This is a genomic window from Terriglobales bacterium (genome assembly GCA_035764005.1).
Classification (GTDB): domain Bacteria; phylum Acidobacteriota; class Terriglobia; order Terriglobales; family Acidobacteriaceae; genus Gp1-AA112.
The window spans coordinates 1-17,326 of the sequence record DASTZZ010000070.1; the positions used below are offsets into that span (position 1 = coordinate 1).

Sequence of the window (17,326 nt, forward strand, 5' to 3'; positions counted from 1 at the left end):
CTTTGCGTTCGCGTTGCCGGCATGGTGCTGTAGTAGGTTCCTGATCGGCTCCGGTGGGGATGAAGATACCCTTCCGCCGGCGCCTGCGACAGCACTCAGCAGATCTCCCGACGTTCGCTTCTTCCGCAAAGGTCGCGCGCGTATCATCGCCGCGAGCAAGACATGCTCCGGCGGATGCTCGCTCCAGTACTCCAGAAGCTCGTTGGCCTGGCGCAGCGTGAGGAGTTCGATTTCGGGAATGGTCCATCCAGTGGATGTTGCGATGTAGCCGAAGAGGTGTGGCCAGTCGGCGATCCGGCTTAGTCGGCCGCTGGCGCGGGTTCCCCCTGGGAAGCAGCTTCGGAGCCACGAAGCCGCGAAGCTTCGGAGCTTTGGCGTTTCAGTCCTGAGGCTTCGAGCACGCGATCCAGGACTTCGGTGAAGTTATTGAGGTCAAGCATTTCTTCCAGCTGTTCCAGCGCGATCTCCGGATGCAGCTTGCTGATGGAAGCATGAATCACCGGAACCAGCGACAGCATCGAGCCGAATCCGTGGGCGATCTTTTGTTCAGCGCCGAGCAGTGCAGACTCGAGCCGTCGAAGGTCGCCCAGAGTAAGAGGTGAGAGTGTGAATGTGCGGCCATGCAAGCTAATCGAGTTCATAAAAGTCCTTGAAGAAGTCAAAACACGACGCGGATTTCGCGGACCGTTCCGGCGCGGATAAACGCGGAATTCGGGAGTGCAAACCCAACTCCTTCTGCGTTAATCCGCGTCCCATCCGCGCAATCCGCGTCGTGTTTTGGTTTTGATTTATTCGGCCAGGTAGAGGTCCATCACCTGCCCGCCAGCACTCGCGAACGCTTCGAAGTCGAACTCGGGCACGAGGAAGTCTTCGTTCTTCGTTGCCCATGTGAGCTTTTCGGCGACGCAGGAATAAAGGAGCAGGTTCGCCTGCTTGCCCGCGTATTGCTCGTTGAGCAGGATCTGGAACGTCGGAGCGAATCCCATGAGCTGCTGGCGGATGTTGAGCTGCACGCCTGCCGAGCTGGTGTAGCGATATGAGATGAGCACGGCGGCTCCGGCGTCGGCTGCAGCGAAGGTGTACACGCCGGCGCTAACCGCATACTGTCCTTGCACCGGCGCGCTCGAGACTTTCACCAGCGGCAGTCCGGTGGCGGAGTAGCGCACGCCCCAGTCATCGACGAACTGCGCTGAGTTCGTCACTGTGACCGTGTACGGCGCTGATCCAGGCACGCTCTGCGCTTCGTCGAGCGATGTGAGCTTTTGTCCGCTGGTCATCGTCTGGCCGAAGAAGAGATCGTTCACGTGCTTGCCGACGATCTGCGCGAACTTCGCTTTGCCGGCGATCTTGCACTTGCCGCGTGCGACGGCTTCGGCGTACTGGTTCTGTCCGTAGAGTTCTTTCAGCGAGCCCGAGATCTCCAGACTGACGTCCTGCAGCGTGCCGAACTTGATGGGCGTAGGATTCGCCGCGAGGTTCCCGCCAACGGGATATCCCCAGAGCGTGCCTGATCCGAATTGGAACATTTTCTTTCTCCTGCCGTCTTTGTCATTCCGAATCCCCAGCGTTCTTTTCGCTGGGGTGAGGAATCCCTACTGGCTCCAAAAAGCTTTGCATTCGCGGCATGCCTACGGCGCTGAACGCGATGGATTCCATGGCTGCTACAATCCCGCCGCATGGCGCAGTCCTCTAGAGCCTACTTCGTCTACATTCTTTCGAGCATCTCGGGGACCTTGTACGTCGGAATAAGCAACAATGTTCTGCGCAGAGGGGCAGAGCACTCGATCGGCCAGCCTAGTTCCTTTACTACTCGATACAAGGTGAATCGGCTGGTTTATTTCGAGACATACACCGACGTAACGAAAGCAATTGCGCGCGAAAAGCAGATCAAGGCTTACCGACGCGAAAAGAAAATTGCACTAATCAGGAGCATGAATCCTTCATGGATTGACTTACGCGGGAAACTACTGCGCGAGTCGCTGCTCTAGCCATGCCTCGATGTGACTCAATAGGGTTGTTATCGCTGTAACCGACCTTTACTGGAGTTTGTAGGGATTCCTCACCCCTGCGAAAGACACGCAGGGGATTCGGAATGACAATAAAAAAATTAAGCCGCCGTCAAAATCTCCACCGGCACCACCGCCATCGCCGCCGCTCCGTTCACGTTCTCGACGATGCGCGCGCTGCCTTGCAGCCGGCAATGCGAGACCTTGCCGCCGAGCGTCTGCTTGCCGTCGGAGTTTGGCGGCGGAGCTAGCGCGGCTTCGACGGCGTCGAGCAGATCATTCAATTCCTGAGATGGGACTGTTTGCTCGTCGCCTGAGCCTTGCGTGTAGATCACGAGATCGACGGTAGCAATCCAGATGATCGGCTCGCCATTAGCGTTGGTCTTCGCGCGCTCGCCGGTTTGGACCTGGAACAACGCCGGTCTGGATTCCGGCGAGACCTGCTCCGGCATTCGCCATCGGCGCGAGATTGTGGCGAACTTCGCGCCGAGGGCGCTCTGCAGTGTAGCGAAGAGCGCGGAATAGATTTGTTCGCGAGGAAGGTTCATTGCGGGTACCTGTTGTCATTCCGAGCGCAGCGAGGAATCCCTACTATGCCCATGCATTCTCGGTTCAGTAGGGATTCCTCGCTGCGCTCGGAATGACAGAAAATCCGCGCTCAGGCAAGCGCCCGCCGCGTGTACTGCTCCAACGTCAACTGCACGCTGGCCGGCAACATCTCGCGCGAGAAGTTGATTGTTACTTGCCCATTTGCGGAATTGGAATCTTCGCCGATGTGTGTGCGGCGGCGATAGATGTAGGCGAAGCCTTCGATTGCGGCTTGCTGCAGATCTAGCGGCAACGTCGCGTATCCCGCCTGATAGATGAGCTGAACATTCTGGAATCCGCGCGTGAAGCGATATTGATATTGGCTGCTGTATGGACCCAGCGAGTAGAACGCGCTCGATCCGCCGCGCAGCATGATCTTGCGAGCGTCGAAGACGAAGCCGGTGCTGACCTGATCGACGGCAGCCGCAATCGAGACGCCGTTCACCACCACGCTGCTGACCGAGATCAGCGGGAAATTGCGCGGCAGGATGAAGAGCGCGTCGTTGCCGTCGCGATTCTCGGTGTACGAGGTCGCGATGAGGTGATCGCGATTCATCCAGCGCAGCATCTGCAGCGAACCGCGCGTGATCAGGTTCTGCAGCAGCGTGTCTTCGGCGTTGGTCTGGATGTTGAGCCAGGCTTTCAGGTCGGCGAGTACGCAGAGATCGTCGGGAGATGGAGGCATAGGCTTTGTGGTTTCTGTCTTGTCATTCCGAAGCCGCGTTGTTTGCGGCTGAGGAATCCCTATCGATTCCCATGCAGGTGGCTAGCAGAGGGATTTCGTCGTTGTGGGATGCATCACTGTCATTCCGAACGACAGCGAGTGTTCCCCAATCGACACAGCATCGTGACGATAGGGATTCCTCGCTACGCTCGGAATGGCAAGGAAACAGCTTTGTCATTCCGAAGCCGCGTTGTTTGCGGCTGAGGAATCCCTATGGACTTCCATGCAGGCTGGTTAGCAGAGAGAGTCGTCACGTAAGTGACCGCCATTCTGAACCAAGGCGTGTAATACCCGGATCGACGCTGCATTGTAAGGGTAGGGATTCCTCGCTACGCTCGGAATGACAATCTTTTCGCGCCAGCCCGAACGACAGCGAGTGTTCCCGAGCCGACACTGCATCGTGACGATAGGGATTCCTCGCTGCGCTCGGAATGACAAAAGAAGAAAAGAGCTATCCATTGCCAATGTTCTGCAATAAACAGAACGAGAACGGCGCGAAGACCTGCAGCACCTCATCGACATACACGCCGAATTGGTACACGCGGCTGGTGATTGGCCAATCCACCTGGTGGTAGTCGCGGCGGCATTTGATCTGCGCGACGTTGTTCACGTTCGACAGCGGATACGGCAGGCGCTCGGTCTGCATGAGCAGCGTGCCTGCGGTGAGGTATGGATGGATCTCCATGGGGATCACCTGTCCGCCGCCGGGCGCGAACTTGTTGAAGTAACCGGCGACCATCGATCCGCCGACCACCGCCGGCTTGCCTTCAACGTTGAGGTTAATGCGGAAGAGCGGCACGCCCGTGGCAGCGAGGACCTTCTTGTTGATGTTCGCCGCCTCCTGCGAGCTCACCCAGATTTTCGACGGCGACAGACGGTTCGAGTCCCACTGCGCTTTCAGCGCGGCGTCGATCTCGACGATGCCGCTCGCGCTGTCCGAGGTGAGAGTCGCTCCGTCGAGCGACTTGTAGTACGCATTGCCGCCGCCATTTACGTTGTTCACGATCTGCGTGATGAAGCCATCGAAGAGCAGCGCGTTCTTGCTGTTGTCCGCGGTAATCTGGTTCGCAGTCTGCGTGCCCGCGCCGTTGGCTGAGAGCGTGACTTTGTTTACCGTCGTGATCATTGCCAGGACGGCGTTCGACGCCGACGTTCCCAGATACCACGCATATCCCGCAGCGCCCGGGACTGCGGTGACGGTTGCGTTAATGGTCTGGTTTCCTGAAGTGGTCGTGATCGCGTTCGAAGCAGCCGAGACATTCGACGAGCCGCCACCGTACGAGTCGGAAGTCCCGTCGATGTTGGTACGCGATACAGATTTGGGAACGCCGTTGGGTACGGTCGAGTTCAAAAAGCCTTCTGCGGTCAGCGCGACTACATACACGAGGTTGCCGGCTTGCACCGTAATTGCGCCGCCCGATGCAACGCTTGCGACCGGAGCCGAGGGCGTCCCTAGCGCGAGCGATGCATTCCCGTTTAGGATCACGCGCTCTTCGGCGATCATCACCGAGCGCAACACAGACTCGACGGTTCGTGCCCGAGCATCGTCGAAGCCTTCAGCTGCGTACAGGGCTTCGAAGGTGACGTCGCCTTCCAGGCCGAGTCCGGCGTAGGCGGCGGTGTAATCCTGCTCGTTGACGGTAATGCGTCCACCGCGTTTACCTTCAGCGACTCCCGGCGAGAGATTCGCTGTATTGATCGCGGTGATCGCCTTCCAGCGCGTAGCCGTGTCGCCATTGCCCATCACGCGCGGAAGCGCATTGCGCAGCGGCGAGAGGACGGGATACAGCAGCTTCGCCGGCCCCGTCAGATCGTAGTTGACCAGACCGGTAGAGGTCTGGAAGGTCGCTTTGGCAAGATCGATGCCTTTCAGCAGCTCGATCGTGCGCTCGGTGACTTCTCCGTTGAACATGGCTTTTTCCTTCGAGATATGGATTTTGTTGAATTCGTATTCACCACGGAGACGCGGAGGGCACCCCATGTTGGGATTACCGAAGTCATGAAGACTTCAGCTCCTTGGCAACCGTGAGAGCAGTGACTGTCTATACTCTGGGCGTATGCGAGCGGTTTACGAACTTGCCGCGATGTTCGGAATTTCTGGCTGTTACTTGTATTTCCACCACAATTGGTGGGTGAGGCACCTTGTCCGCTTTGCTGCGTCTCACAATCTCGACGAGCGAGATCGGCACTATCGTCGCTGGAGCTTTATAGCGGCGCTTGGCATGCTTCCGAGCTGTGCTGCGCTGATTGGCGGCTTGGTTGTGATGGGTGAAATCCTCCCCAAAGCACATCGCGCTGTTTACATCTATGCGTATTTGTTTGTCTGGGTGGTATCAATATCCCCCACGATGATTTTTGCCTTTCGCCATGCAGGGCCGAAGCTGTGCGAGTTGGGTTACCCTGGCTACCGAAAGACGAATCCCATCTCGTAACAGTTTTTGCGAGCGGTCCTTCCGCGAGCAGGAAAATGCCGGCCTCACACGACAAGAATGGCCAGAATTACGCTCCGATTGCAGGATGCGTGTGCGCCGATTTCATGGCTTCGAGAAAGCCTGCTTCGGCGTCGCCGTGGGCACCTTCACCTTTTGCGGGAATGCTGGCTTTCGAGGCGCTCCTGGCGTCATCCTCTTTTGAAATTGTCACGCTGGTGCGCGCAACGCGGCGCTCGGGCGCGGTGAAGCTCTTGGCGAAACCTTCGCTGAATTTTCGGAAGGCCTCGGCGAGTTCTTTCAGCCCGGATTCGAGCGATTCCAGTTTGCGGTCGAGCTCGCCGATCTTCTCCAGCGAAGCGGTGGTTTGCGAAATTGCTTTTGCGAGTTCTTGTTCGTAATTGGGATTCATTGCGTCTCCGTTTCTGTGGGCTGCTGGCTTCTGGCTACTGGCTTCCGGAAAAACCGCTGGTTGGCCAGAAGCTAGAGGCCAGGAGCCAGAAGCCGCGAATTTTCGTACTTCGACACTGCCGTCATCTTTAATCGCCGTGAAATGCGCGTTGGGCACCGCAGGATTGTCGACTACGCTGATCTCGGCCGGCTGCGCGGTGAAGCGCAGGAATTCGCCGTCGGGCCACATCTGCACGTAGCGCCCGCCGATGGAAAAGCCGGTGTACACGCCCTCCACGCACTTGAGCCAGGCAACGTCATCGACGATCCTGGCGCGCACTGCGATGGTCTTCTTCTCGTCGTTAAATTCGAGATTGACGAGCTTGCCTACGGCGCTCGAGCGATGCATCTCGCGAACGTTGCCTAGGCTGCGCCCGGAAGTGGCATTCGCGATCTCGCGCGACCACTCTTCGAAGTAGGGCTTGGATGAGGCATAGTCGAAGATCTCGCCGTCTTTATCGACGACTTCGGCAGTCGCGAGTCCCCAAACTTCCCGTTGTGGTTCATCGACTTTGGTGAGAGCGGCGAAGAGCGTTACTTTGTTCATCTGTTGTTCTCAAAATCAAAACACGACACGGATTACACGGATGTAACGGATCACACGGATAAGGCAAGACATTGTTGGCTTCTGGTCTTCCGACGTAAGTTTCGACCTATCCGTGAAAATCCGTAGAATCCGTGTGATCCGTGTCGTGTGTTGGTGTTGGTTCTAGCGCGCCAACGCCGGTTTACCTAACGACTCTCTTACTTCGTCAACAGTCAAGATCCCTGACTGCACGTAGATCTGGTTGATCTGCGCCTGTTCGAGCTTGTTTTCGTCTTTGCGCTCGCCCCAGGCGAACTCGACGTCGTCGTAGCCGAAGTATTTGCGGACCAGGCTGTTGATGAGTGAGGCGATCCAGTTCAGCAGCGGCGCAATGCCTTCTTCGTCGGCCTGTTCTTTGGCAGTTTCGGCAGTGGCGCGATTCATCTGGCGGATGAGCGCCTGCGGCGATAACGAAAAGGCCCAGCAGACGATTCGCGCCAGCCATTCGTCCAGATCGTTCGTGAGCGGTGGCTCTTTGGTGAATTGCACCGCTCCCTGTCCTCCCGCATTGGGAATGAAGATGAGGCGTCGGCGGGTTGGTAAATTGCCGGCGAGCCGCCCGTCGAAGTCGTCTTGAAACTCCTTAACTGACTCCATACTCCACTCCTGCGGCGTCTGGCAGATCGCCTCGGGCACATTCCCGTCGGTGAAATACGTCAGGGTAAACATCTGCCGACGGAGCGCGATGTTGATGGTGATGATGATCTGCTCGACTGGCGAGTACCCATAGAACTTATGTGCGCGCAGATTGCGCGGACGATACACCAGCTCGTCGGCAGTGAAGTCGATCGCAGGCACACCTTTCAGAACCTGTTGATAGGCGACCTCCGGTGGAGGAGGCGTGCGGCCCATATCGTCGATCACGCGCTTGATGGTTGCGCCGTCGATTACTTCGAAGCGGCGCACTTGCTTTCCTGGCGACCAGACTGCGCCGTGATCGTCGATGGTTGGCGCGAGCGTGACTGCATCGATCACCAGGAGATCTTCCACGATCATGCGCAGCCATTCGTTGAAGTCATGCTCACGGTCGGGCGATTGAAAGAAGGCTGTGAGTTCTTCGATTCTGGACCTTGTGGACGAAGTGGACTCGGTGGACTGCGTGCCTCGCGCAGGCGAAGTCTGCGCTGGCATCTTCGCGCGGAACGACCATGGCATTTTGCTTACCTGGTCTTTGCGCGTTTCAATCGCGATGCGCACCAGATCGAGCGAGTCAGCGAGAGAGCGCATCTGCTGAAATGTGACCGGCTCGAAATTGCGCGGCTGCGTGACCAGGTTCACGCCCGAGGGATAGTCGAATCTTCTGGGCGGCGTAGAAGCCGGCGCGACCGGAGCCATCGGATCGAGCGGCCCAAACCACACATTGAAGGTCGCGTGCAATTTTTGGCTCACTCGCTCGATCAGCCCAGGATCAATCGGCTTGGCTGTGCCGCTCCGAATTTGTTCAGTCATTTGCGAAATCCCCGAAAGAGGCGAACACGAAGGTCACGAAGTTCACACATGAGGTGACGGAGGAGACCTTTGTGACCTCTGGTGTTCGACCTCCGTGACCTTCGTGTTCGCTCTTGGTTTTGGCTTCAGAAGAGCAGTTCTTCAATCTTCTGCCGTTTGTTGACGCCTGCAGGTGCAGTAGCGGCTCCGCCAGCGGGCTTGATGCTGACGCCTAACGCGACGTAAGCTCCGCTGCCGGTGAAGTTCACAGTTTGCGCAACGCCGCTGCCGCCGGAGAGAATCTTGTACTCGGTCCAGTCGCCGCCGCCGTCGTCCTGACCTTTTGTGTAGCCGCTGCCGATTGCGGTCGTCGTGTCCTCGCACGCGCCCCATATGGCGTCGCTGCTGTTTGCAGGCGTGACGTTCACTGAACAACTTCCGCTGCCGGTTGCCTCGTTATGCGCGTCGAACGTGGTTGTCCCGCCAGTGGCATCGTTGCCGGAGAACTCATCTACCGCGTAGTCGTAATAGCTGTTGCAGATCGCGCCAGTGCCAAAGCTGGCAGTAAAGGTAGTGGGACTTGTGCCGGGTGCAATCGCTCCAAAGCTGCCGGCGATCCCGGCCGTCGTGCTTCCCGAAACGCCGCTCAGCGAGGTGATCGTCCATCCCGTAGCCGAAATCGAGATCGAGCCCGGCGTTGAACTGGCCGCGCAGGAAACCTTGAAGACGACCGCGTCGTTGGCCGCGTTCGGCGTGCAGGAAAAAGTGAAGCTGGTCGCGCTGGCCGACGATCCGTGTCCCGTAACGGAACAGCCCGGCGAGACATGCGCGAGCTGAGCATAGCCCCGATCGCTGCACAGCAGCGGGAGAAGTAAGACGGCAGGCCACAGGACGCGTCTCATTGCATCGTTACCTGCCATGGCGGGCTCACGATCGTCTGCACTTGCTGGCCGCTCTTCGTCGTCACGGTGCCAACCTGCCAATTGATGGGCTGGCCGTTGTTGTCTAGTGTCGGGATAGCGATGGTGCTTTGAGTGCTCGCAGGCTGCGAGTAGCTCCAAACGATCTGCGTTCCCGTATTGGCATCGAAGACGTTGAACACCGCGCTTCGCGATGGATCGTTGTTCGTGACTACAACCTGGTTTTGGCTCGTGTTGATCTGCAGCACGACCAGGCCGTTCTCGAGCGAGGAAGTGTGCACGAGTGCAGCAAAGGCCGCCAGGGAAGCGAGAAGGAGAATTGTGAGCAGCATAGAGGTTTTCATATGGGACGCTTAGCTTCTAAGCTGCTAAGCTCCTGAGCTGCTGAGCCAAGACCAAAACCGCTGGACCTCCGGTTTAATAGCTCAGAAGCTGAGAAGCTTAGCAGCTAAGAAGCTAATTTACGGTGTCGTCGTCTCCATCCACTCAAACGTGACAGTCACGTTGCCGCCGGTGAGCGCGCCGCCAAGATTCAGCGCGATCTGTTGTGCTGTGCCGCGAAGCACAATAGGTTTCGCCGGCTTAAAGATGTAGATATCGTTCGGCGTCGCTGTCCCTGCGGCCATGCAGCCGATTTGCAGGTTGTCCAGATCGCCGACGGCAGTTCCCACGGTGGGACCTGTGCCCGTATAAGAAAGGAGAGCGCTCGAAGCTGCCGCATAGCTGGAATCGTCGGGAACTTCGGTGAAGCCTGACGAGGTGCCGCCGGTGTCGGCAGTGGATCGCTTGAGCAGCTCTACGTTGATCTGTCCTGCTGTGGTTTGCGTGCAAGTGAGCGTAACCCTCGTTACCAGCACGGTATTGCTCGCATTGCCCGGCAGTATGGCAATGTCCGTAGTGGAGCTTGCCGCAAACTTCTTCGACGCGTGATAGCTCGCGGTTGTGGTGTCGGGATAGGACTTAACGAGCTGGCGGCCGTTCGAATCCGCGGCGACTGCATTCCCGCCCACCTGGCTCAAGTTCACCGAGGCGTTCGCCTGGATATTGAACGTTCCCGTTCCGGCGTTGGCCGTGACCGTGCCGCTCACCGGCTGGGTGACCGCCGATCCATCTACCTTGATCGCGGTAGCATTGGCCGCCGTTCCGGAGAGATCAACTTTCAAGTTCGAGGCTGTCGATTGCTGCACGGTCACGGTTCCCGAAACGGGTTGGGTAGTTGTGCCGGTCGGATCGATGCGCAGCGGCGCCGAGCTGGTGCCGATCTCGGTGCCCGATTGATTCCTGAGATTTACGTGGAGTGCGCGATTCGGAGTAATGCGCGCACTTGCCGCATGTCCCGTGGTGATCGCCGTAGGAGGTGTGTCGTCGAACAGGCCTCCCACAGGATTGATCGCTGTTGTGCCGGTCGTGAACGCTGCGTTGTCGGAGAATCCCGCCGAAGCAGAACAGCCCGAGTCGCAGGTGACGTGCAGATTACTTCCCGTTGCCTGCGCGACGGTGAAGCTGCCGCTGCCGGCGTTCGCCGTGACTGTCCCGGAGATGTTGAATGTACCCGAGCCTGCATTGGCAGTCACAGTTCCCGAAACGGTTTGCGTGCCGCTGGGAATTGGACGCGTCACGATGCCGTACTCCGTTCCTGCGGGATTAGCGTTCAGCGCGATCGCACGATGAAGCACAGGAGTTCCCGCCGTATCGTATCCGCCGATCGCCACCGGATTCGCCGCCGACGTCGAGCCGTCCGCCTGTGTGCCTTGCACCAGTGGATCGCCAGGCACGAAATTCGTTCCGTCCCCAATCGGAATTTTGCCTTGTGCGGCAGCGCCGTTGATCTTGAATCCGCCCGCGAGGTTTACGTTGCCGTTGAAGGTGTGCGCTCCGCTCCAGGTGGGGCTGAAACTCTGGTCGAGCTGGCAATCGGTTCGCGCAGATCCGGAGTTATCGGCGCAGACGATGCCGCTGAAGAAGTTCGCCGTCGCGCGCTGCGCAAGCGAACTGCCGGCAGACTGAATGGTCGCGTATCCGCCTCCCCCGCCGCCCACGCCGCACCCGGTGCACGAACCGGTGACCGTCAGATTTCCAACGCTCAAAACATTGGCGCTCGCGCCGAGCGGAAGGTCCGCCGAGGGAACGTAGTTGTCGAAATTGAATGTCGCGCCGGTGAACTGCACTCCCGCGTACTTCAGCACGCGTGAGTATTGATCGAAAATTTCCACGCGATAGCTGATATTTGCCGGCGATGTATTCGCAGGATTCGCAACCGAGAAGGCTCCGATCCCTCCGTTAGTGACGGCTGTGCAATAAGGAGCTACGACTTCCTGCCCGCCTCCACCGATCCGAAATGGGATTGGATTATCGCCGACATCGGTGGCGGTAAAGCATATGGTTCCCGAGACCAGCGGTGCACCGGCTTTTTGAATATTGGTTGCCGTGACCGTCGTCAGGTTTTGCGCCAGTGCGGACGTGGATGCGAGCAGAATGATGAAGAAATAGTTGCGCATATAAAAACGAACTGCAGAAGAGCGAACACGAAGGTCACGAGGACCTTTGTCGCCTTCGTGTTCGCCTCTGGTTTACGTGTTACGGCGTTGGCCTGCTTTCTCCGCCTCTTGTTTGTAGTACTGCTGAATACCGCTCAGCCGACGCTCCAGATATTCGAGCGCCTGTGTGCAGGCGTCGACCTGGTCGTCGTTGGCCGCATTCGGAAACTGGAGCAACTCCTGGACGAAGTCGCCAACCCAAGTTGCCCGTTCGGGTAAGAAGATGTTTCCGGCCTCAAATAGAGGCGAGACCGAGGTCAGCCGTGCCAATTTGGGATCCTTCGGCGTCCTGGCGATGATGCCGCTGATCTGATCCCGCAGCGATCGAATCACCGCCGGACCATTGGCTTTGTCCTCGACGAGCTTGGCCGTGGCCTGCGGATATTTACGGCTCATCTCCTGAATCGCATGCCGCGTGCGCACGAAGTCCATGCGCTCACGCACCTGATCCACCAGGTAATAATCAGCCTCGAACTTCGCCCAGACCTGCCCAACCACGTAGTCGGAGTCGCGCGTCTCTTTGAAACTGCAGTCCCAGCTCTGTATCCACTTGCACTTGCCTTCCGGCAGCTCGCGGTAGTACTTAATCCATTCGCGTTTGATGATGCCGCCTCCGAATGGCGCCGGATTCTGCTGATACTGTCCGGCATACGCCCATGATCCCAAGGCGGTCTTTAGATCATTGAGCACCTCGCGCGGGAAGCGCTCCGGCCACAAAAGGTCGCCTGGCTTGCGCTCCACCGGAGTGTGATCCGAAATGGGAAACGTCCAAACTTCGGGAACTTCAGCTTCGGCTGGCAGCTTGATATGTGTCCATGCTCCTGGTTCGCGCGCGAGTAGATGGCCGGTCAGGTCGTCTTCATGAAGCCGCTGCATGATAACCACAATGCTTCCCGTTGCGGGATCATTCAGGCGCGACCGAAACGTCGCATCAAAATTGCGATTCGTCGTCTGGCGCTCTTTGTCGCTGAAGGCGTTCTGAACGTTGAGCGGATCGTCGACGATCAGCTCATCGCATCCTTTGCCCGTCGCCGATCCGGTGATCGACGTGGCAAACATGACACCACGCCGCGCGTTCTCGTACTGCGTCTTCAAGTTCTGATCTTTCGCAAAGCGAACACGAGTTCCCCAGAAGTTGCGGTAGAGCTCCGAGTTGAGCACGTTGCGGCGAAAGACCGAATGATCGGTGCTCAGCTCCTCGGAATAGCTGACGAACATGAATCGCTGCTGCGGCGCGGTAATCCATCTCCACACGGGATAGAACACCGTGCACAGCAGCGACTTCATGCCCCGCGGAGGGACATTGATAATCAGCCGCCGGCATTTGCCCTGCGCCACCAGCGTGAGGTACTCGCAAAGCAGATCGAGATGCCAGTTCCACTGCAGCGGCGTCGCCGGTTCCAAAACGGACCAGAAATGCTTCACGAAAACCCGCAAATCGCTCTGCAGCTTGAAGCGGTGAAGCTGGAGCAGAGCCTGTTTGCGCCTCGCGAGGAGTTCCAGCTCCTTCCTCACACCACTGAGGCGGGCACTCCGGCGACAAACAATCATGACGGGTTAATCAAAGACTGCGTCGCCGGAGTGGGTTGTGCGGGAGAGCTTGCTTTTTGTTTGTCATTCCGAGCAAAGCGAGGAATCCCTACCGTGCTCATGCAGTTTCGGCTCGCTAGGGATTTCTCATCCGCCTGAGGCGGATTCGGAATGACAATGCTCGGCATTCCAGCCCTCCACCGCCGCAAACGCTCGCCGTGATCCGCACGCGTACGCATGCATCGTCGCCGGACCAATGCGCGCGCTCTCGTCGCGCAAGTTCTCCGGACGATGAAATGTCAACCGAATCGCTTTTCCGCGATTAATGCAGGTAGCCGCGCGATCGCGCACCATCCGGACCGCGACGTCCCGCATTACGTAGTACGCAGGCTGGCTCCACGTGGGCTGAAAAAGACGAAAGACTGGAACGCGATGGTTTGGCATAACAAACAGAAACCGGCGCCGGTACCGGGGTTCCCGACAGACGCCGATGTTGCGGCTGTTGGGGTGGAGGTAGGCGGTGGGTCGGAGATGGCCGAAAGGCCAGCTCCGAGGCTTGTGATGAAAGCGCAGGCCTGGACGCGCGCAGCCGCACACACCGCGGCTGCCCCATCGCCTACCGGCGACGGTTCTGACACTTCCGCCCCAGGCTCTTTAAGGTGCAGGCCGAATGGAAGAGAATCCTTCCGTGAAACCGATTGGCAGCGCCGCTCCTGCCGGTGGTCAGCGGAATTCGAACTCCGCCGAGTTCTCGTGATGTGTTCGCCTCGGCCCTATGTCTGCCGAGACCGCATCAACTGACTACACTTTCTGTGCTATGCGATTTTGGGAAATTCGTCAAGAAAAAAGTGAAAACAATTTTGCGCGTACGATGAGCAAGTCGGATGCCAAACGTAGTTCTATTTCGGGAATTGATAATCCAGCTGACAAGTCTGGCTAACAAACATTGTCATCCCTCGCACCGCCGCGAGAAGTCGAAGCCCGAGACACGTGGAATTTGCGGCGCGGGGGATCTGCTGTTGGGTGGCTCGCAGAAAAGCAGGTTCCCCGCGCAGCAAAATTATATTGTATGAATCCCATAATCCGTCGCGGCTGCGCGAGGAATGACAATTTCTGGTTGGCGGGGCTCTCGGCAAAATCTTCAGGAACGAGTTGCGCGCAACACCGCATCGGCCACCCTCGCCGCAGCAACTGCTTCCTTTACATCGTGCACTCTCACGATATGCGCGCCCGCCAGAATGCTCGCCGTCATAGCGGCAATACTGCCCGCCAAACGCGACGCACCGTCACTCGCATTCGCAGGCTTTCGCGCCACGAACGACTTTCGCGACGTGCCGCTGAGCAGAGGGAAGCCGAGCTGATGTAATTCGGCAAGTCTTCCCAATAACGGAAAGTTCTCTTCCATGCGCTTCCCAAAGCCGAAACCGGGATCGAGCACGACGCGCTCGCGAGCAATTCCGACGCTGGACGCGTGCTGCGCAATCGCACGCAGACCTTCGCTGACCAGCGGAACAACTTCTGCCGCTGCGAGCGCGGGCTGATCGCGCCATTGTTCGGGACGTCCGCGCGTGTGCATGAGAACGCAACCGCAATCGGACGAAGCGAGCAGGGAAGCCATCTTGTCATCCCAGGTGAGGCCGCTTACGTCGTTGATGATGTCGGCACCGCGATCGAGTGCAGCTTCGGCAGTCTCGCCTTTGTACGTGTCGATGGAGAGAATTGCGTCGCGCACCTGGCGACGAATACCGTCGATCACCGGCAGCACGCGTCGTTTCTCTTCTTCGGCGTTCACCGGATCCTTTTTCCCCGGACGCGTCGATTCGCCACCAATGTCGAGAATGTCTGCGCCCTCCGCGAGCAACGCGAGCGCGTGAGCAACAGCGCGATCGGCATCGAAGAACTCGCCGCCATCAGAAAACGAGTCCGGCGTGACGTTCACGATGCCCATGATCAGCGTGCGCTCGCCAAGCTTGAGCGATCGCGATCGCACCTTCCATTCGAACGTCGGACGCATGTGGGGATTGTACCTACAGGGCAACAGGCTCGAGGCCGCAAGGATTACTCAAGAGGACTGTCATTCCTCGCGCAGCCGCAAAAATACTTCGGACTTCCATACTTTGTCTTTGCTGCGCGGGGAACCTGCTTTCTGCGAGTCCGCACAACACCAGGTCCCCCGCGCCGCAAAATCAATTTGTGTTTTGGCTTTACCTTCTCCTTGTGTCGCGAGGGATGACAGTTCTTTCTCTTCATAGCGTGCTCTCCATTCCCTGGCCGCTTGCCGCTCTGTTGCCTATTGCTTACCGCTTATTGCGTCTTCTCCGCTACAATCCGGCGCAATGGTCAATCGCACTCTTGCTGTCCTCGTCCTGGCATCATCGCTCGCGATTTCAACCCACTCGCAGTCGCAACCTGCCACACCAGCCAATCAGCAATCCCCGCAGCCGACGCAAGCCGCACCGCAACCTGAGCCAGTCGCTCCCACGCCGACGGTCTCTCCGCAAGCTATGCAGGATCTGGGCACGCGGCTGGCCGCGCGCATCAACGCCATTCGTGCTGCGGACCCGCGCTCCGCTCATGCCATTTGGGGAATCAGCGTCGTCGATCTCGCCACTGGCAGCACACTGTTCGCAGAGAATGCCGATAAGATGCTGCATCCAGCGTCGAACACCAAACTGTTTACCACGTCGACAACGCTGGCTCTTCTCGGGCCGGACTACAAGTTCCAAACGACGGTCGAGAGCGCGAAGCGTCCCGACAAGCGCGGCCGGCTTGCAGGCGATCTCTTTCTCGTGGGACGCGGCGATCCGAATCTTTCCGGACGCGTGCTGCCCTATGTGAAGAAGACCGAGCGTCTCACGCCGCACACGCGCATCCTGGAAGAACTTGCGGATGAAGTGGCGCTTGCCGGCGTAAAGGTCATCGATGGTGACATAGTCGGCGATGACAGCTACTTCGTCTACGAACGCTATGGCGAAGGCTGGACCCAGGACGATCTGATGTGGGACTACGGCGCGCCCGCCTCGGCGCTCACCGTCAACGACAATCTCGTTTTTGCCAGTATCAAACCGGGAAATCGCCTTGGCGAACGCGCGCAGCTCACGCTCGATCCGTACACCGACTACTACAGCGTGCGCAATCTCGTGACCACTTCGGCGCGCGGTACGCTGCGCAATATCGGCATTCTGCGCGAGCCCGGCTCGCTCGAACTCACGTTCTGGGGAACGATTCCCATCGGCGACGCCGGCGACGATGAGGCGCTCGCCATCGAAGAACCCGCGACCTGCAACGCGCAGTTCTTCCGCACGCTGCTGCAGCAGCACGGAATTGTGATCCGCGGCAAAGCGCGCGCGCAACACTCCGAGCCGTGGGAGTATCCCGTTCCAGAGCATAATCAGCCGCTGGTGGTTCCCGCAGTACAGATTCCAGCGCGCGTCGTGCTCGCACAGCATCAATCTGTGCCGCTGATTCAGGATCTGCAGGTCATAAATAAGGTCAGCCAGAACTTGCATGTCGAGCTGATGCTGCGGCTGATTGGAAAGCTCAAAGGCCCTTCAGGTTCCATTTCGGGAGGGCTCGATACCGAAAGCAAATTCCTCACTGAACAGGTCCATATCGATCCTGCGGAGTTCGAACTCTACGACGGCTCCGGGCTTTCCCGATCCGGTCTCGCAACGCCGCACGCTTTCACTCAGCTTCTTCAATACATCTACGCGCAACCGTGGGCCGCCCAATTTCGCGACACCCTGCCCATTGCCGGCGAAGACGGCTCGCTCTCCACGCGCTTCAAAGGCACTTACGCCGCCGACCACGTCGAAGCCAAAACCGGACAGATCGGCGGCGACAACTCCCTCACCGGTTACGCCGTTACCAAATTGGGACACAACATTGCCTTCTCCATCATCATCAACCACCACACCATGGGCAACACCAAAGCCAAGCAGATGATTGACGACATCCTAAACGCGGTGCTTGAGGAGGACTGAGGAATCGGGTGATCGGGTGATCGGGTGAAATGATCTCACTGCTGATCACGGTGACGCTCAACTTGATTAAATACTGTCATCCCTTCGACCGCCGCGATGCTTCCGAAGACGACAATGTCTCGTTGTTGCGGTCGAGGGGACCTGC

The 17,326-nt window shown here is 58.3% G+C and carries 17 protein-coding genes; 4 read left to right on the plus strand and 13 right to left on the minus strand.

Going from position 1 to position 17,326, the window contains the following annotated elements; genetic code table 11:
- Positions 1–162: 162 nt before the first annotated feature.
- Positions 163–303, plus strand: a complete 141-nt coding sequence (locus tag VFU50_11895) for a hypothetical protein (GenBank protein HEU5233557.1) — start codon at positions 163–165, stop codon at positions 301–303.
- On the opposite strand, the gene VFU50_11900 is transcribed toward VFU50_11895, so the two are convergent.
- Both VFU50_11900 and VFU50_11905 read right to left on the minus strand, forming a co-directional pair.
- On the minus strand, positions 300–641 hold the full coding sequence (locus VFU50_11900; GenBank protein HEU5233558.1) for a hypothetical protein: 342 nt from the start codon (positions 639–641) through the stop codon (positions 300–302). The genes VFU50_11895 and VFU50_11900 overlap by 4 nt on opposite strands.
- Positions 642–788: 147 nt before the next feature.
- Positions 789–1,526: a hypothetical protein gene (locus VFU50_11905; GenBank protein HEU5233559.1), complete on the minus strand. Its 738-nt coding sequence runs from the start codon at positions 1,524–1,526 to the stop codon at positions 789–791.
- Positions 1,527–1,676: 150 nt separating this feature from the next.
- On the opposite strand from VFU50_11905, the gene VFU50_11910 reads away from it, so the two are divergent.
- The gene (locus tag VFU50_11910; protein ID HEU5233560.1) at positions 1,677–1,988 is read left to right on the plus strand and encodes a GIY-YIG nuclease family protein; all 312 of its coding nucleotides are present in this window, start codon (positions 1,677–1,679) and stop codon (positions 1,986–1,988) included.
- Positions 1,989–2,107: 119 nt separating this feature from the next.
- Here VFU50_11910 and VFU50_11915 read toward each other — a convergent pair whose 3' ends face one another.
- From VFU50_11915 to VFU50_11925, 3 genes are all read right to left on the minus strand, one after another.
- Complete coding sequence (locus tag VFU50_11915; GenBank protein HEU5233561.1) at positions 2,108–2,554, minus strand: hypothetical protein; 447 nt, start codon at positions 2,552–2,554, stop codon at positions 2,108–2,110.
- A 110-nt stretch (positions 2,555–2,664) separates the two neighbouring features.
- Positions 2,665–3,279: a hypothetical protein gene (locus VFU50_11920; GenBank protein ID HEU5233562.1), complete on the minus strand. Its 615-nt coding sequence runs from the start codon at positions 3,277–3,279 to the stop codon at positions 2,665–2,667.
- 490 nt (positions 3,280–3,769) lie between these two features.
- Positions 3,770–5,230, minus strand: coding sequence for a hypothetical protein (locus tag VFU50_11925; protein ID HEU5233563.1), 1,461 nt, complete (start codon positions 5,228–5,230; stop codon positions 3,770–3,772).
- 145 nt (positions 5,231–5,375) lie between these two features.
- Between VFU50_11925 and VFU50_11930 the strand changes: the two genes are divergently transcribed.
- A complete protein-coding gene (locus tag VFU50_11930; GenBank protein ID HEU5233564.1) occupies positions 5,376–5,750 on the plus strand; it encodes a hypothetical protein in 375 nt (124 codons plus the stop codon).
- A 67-nt stretch (positions 5,751–5,817) separates the two neighbouring features.
- Here the strand turns inward: VFU50_11930 and VFU50_11935 are convergent, their stop codons facing one another.
- The 8 genes from VFU50_11935 to folP form a co-directional block, all read right to left on the minus strand.
- Positions 5,818–6,744 carry a hypothetical protein gene (locus VFU50_11935; protein HEU5233565.1) on the minus strand — a complete coding sequence of 309 codons (927 nt, stop codon included), beginning with the start codon at positions 6,742–6,744 and terminating at the stop codon, positions 5,818–5,820.
- Positions 6,745–6,906: 162 nt separating this feature from the next.
- Positions 6,907–8,232, minus strand: coding sequence for a phage portal protein (locus VFU50_11940; protein HEU5233566.1), 1,326 nt, complete (start codon positions 8,230–8,232; stop codon positions 6,907–6,909).
- A 125-nt stretch (positions 8,233–8,357) separates the two neighbouring features.
- On the minus strand, positions 8,358–9,113 hold the full coding sequence (locus tag VFU50_11945; GenBank protein HEU5233567.1) for a hypothetical protein: 756 nt from the start codon (positions 9,111–9,113) through the stop codon (positions 8,358–8,360).
- Positions 9,110–9,475, minus strand: a complete 366-nt coding sequence (locus tag VFU50_11950) for a hypothetical protein (GenBank protein HEU5233568.1) — start codon at positions 9,473–9,475, stop codon at positions 9,110–9,112. Before VFU50_11950 ends, VFU50_11945 begins: the two co-directional genes overlap by 4 nt.
- Positions 9,476–9,592: 117 nt before the next feature.
- Entirely contained in the window at positions 9,593–11,629 is a 2,037-nt protein-coding gene (locus VFU50_11955) for a hypothetical protein (GenBank protein HEU5233569.1), read from the minus strand.
- 72 nt (positions 11,630–11,701) lie between these two features.
- Positions 11,702–13,183, minus strand: coding sequence for a phage terminase large subunit (terL, locus tag VFU50_11960; GenBank protein ID HEU5233570.1), 1,482 nt, complete (start codon positions 13,181–13,183; stop codon positions 11,702–11,704).
- Between the two features lie 162 nt (positions 13,184–13,345).
- Positions 13,346–13,642, minus strand: coding sequence for a hypothetical protein (locus VFU50_11965; protein HEU5233571.1), 297 nt, complete (start codon positions 13,640–13,642; stop codon positions 13,346–13,348).
- Between the two features lie 697 nt (positions 13,643–14,339).
- Positions 14,340–15,212, minus strand: coding sequence for a dihydropteroate synthase (gene folP / locus VFU50_11970; protein ID HEU5233572.1), 873 nt, complete (start codon positions 15,210–15,212; stop codon positions 14,340–14,342).
- A 322-nt stretch (positions 15,213–15,534) separates the two neighbouring features.
- Between folP and dacB the strand changes: the two genes are divergently transcribed.
- On the plus strand, positions 15,535–17,181 hold the full coding sequence (dacB, locus tag VFU50_11975; GenBank protein HEU5233573.1) for a D-alanyl-D-alanine carboxypeptidase/D-alanyl-D-alanine-endopeptidase: 1,647 nt from the start codon (positions 15,535–15,537) through the stop codon (positions 17,179–17,181).
- The last annotated feature ends 145 nt before the right edge of the window (positions 17,182–17,326 follow it).

Coding starts and splice junctions, on each gene's coding strand:
- VFU50_11895 (HEU5233557.1), top strand. CDS start 163: ATGCTCCGGCGGATGCTCGCTCCAGTACTCCAGAAGCTCGTTGGCCTG.
- VFU50_11900 (HEU5233558.1), bottom strand. CDS start 641: ATGAACTCGATTAGCTTGCATGGCCGCACATTCACACTCTCACCTCTT.
- VFU50_11905 (HEU5233559.1), bottom strand. CDS start 1,526: ATGTTCCAATTCGGATCAGGCACGCTCTGGGGATATCCCGTTGGCGGG.
- VFU50_11910 (HEU5233560.1), top strand. CDS start 1,677: ATGGCGCAGTCCTCTAGAGCCTACTTCGTCTACATTCTTTCGAGCATC.
- VFU50_11915 (HEU5233561.1), bottom strand. CDS start 2,554: ATGAACCTTCCTCGCGAACAAATCTATTCCGCGCTCTTCGCTACACTG.
- VFU50_11920 (HEU5233562.1), bottom strand. CDS start 3,279: ATGCCTCCATCTCCCGACGATCTCTGCGTACTCGCCGACCTGAAAGCC.
- VFU50_11925 (HEU5233563.1), bottom strand. CDS start 5,230: ATGTTCAACGGAGAAGTCACCGAGCGCACGATCGAGCTGCTGAAAGGC.
- VFU50_11930 (HEU5233564.1), top strand. CDS start 5,376: ATGCGAGCGGTTTACGAACTTGCCGCGATGTTCGGAATTTCTGGCTGT.
- VFU50_11935 (HEU5233565.1), bottom strand. CDS start 6,744: ATGAACAAAGTAACGCTCTTCGCCGCTCTCACCAAAGTCGATGAACCA.
- VFU50_11940 (HEU5233566.1), bottom strand. CDS start 8,232: ATGACTGAACAAATTCGGAGCGGCACAGCCAAGCCGATTGATCCTGGG.
- VFU50_11945 (HEU5233567.1), bottom strand. CDS start 9,113: ATGAGACGCGTCCTGTGGCCTGCCGTCTTACTTCTCCCGCTGCTGTGC.
- VFU50_11950 (HEU5233568.1), bottom strand. CDS start 9,475: ATGAAAACCTCTATGCTGCTCACAATTCTCCTTCTCGCTTCCCTGGCG.
- VFU50_11955 (HEU5233569.1), bottom strand. CDS start 11,629: ATGCGCAACTATTTCTTCATCATTCTGCTCGCATCCACGTCCGCACTG.
- VFU50_11965 (HEU5233571.1), bottom strand. CDS start 13,642: ATGCCAAACCATCGCGTTCCAGTCTTTCGTCTTTTTCAGCCCACGTGG.
- folP (HEU5233572.1), bottom strand. CDS start 15,212: ATGCGTCCGACGTTCGAATGGAAGGTGCGATCGCGATCGCTCAAGCTT.
- dacB (HEU5233573.1), top strand. CDS start 15,535: ATGGTCAATCGCACTCTTGCTGTCCTCGTCCTGGCATCATCGCTCGCG.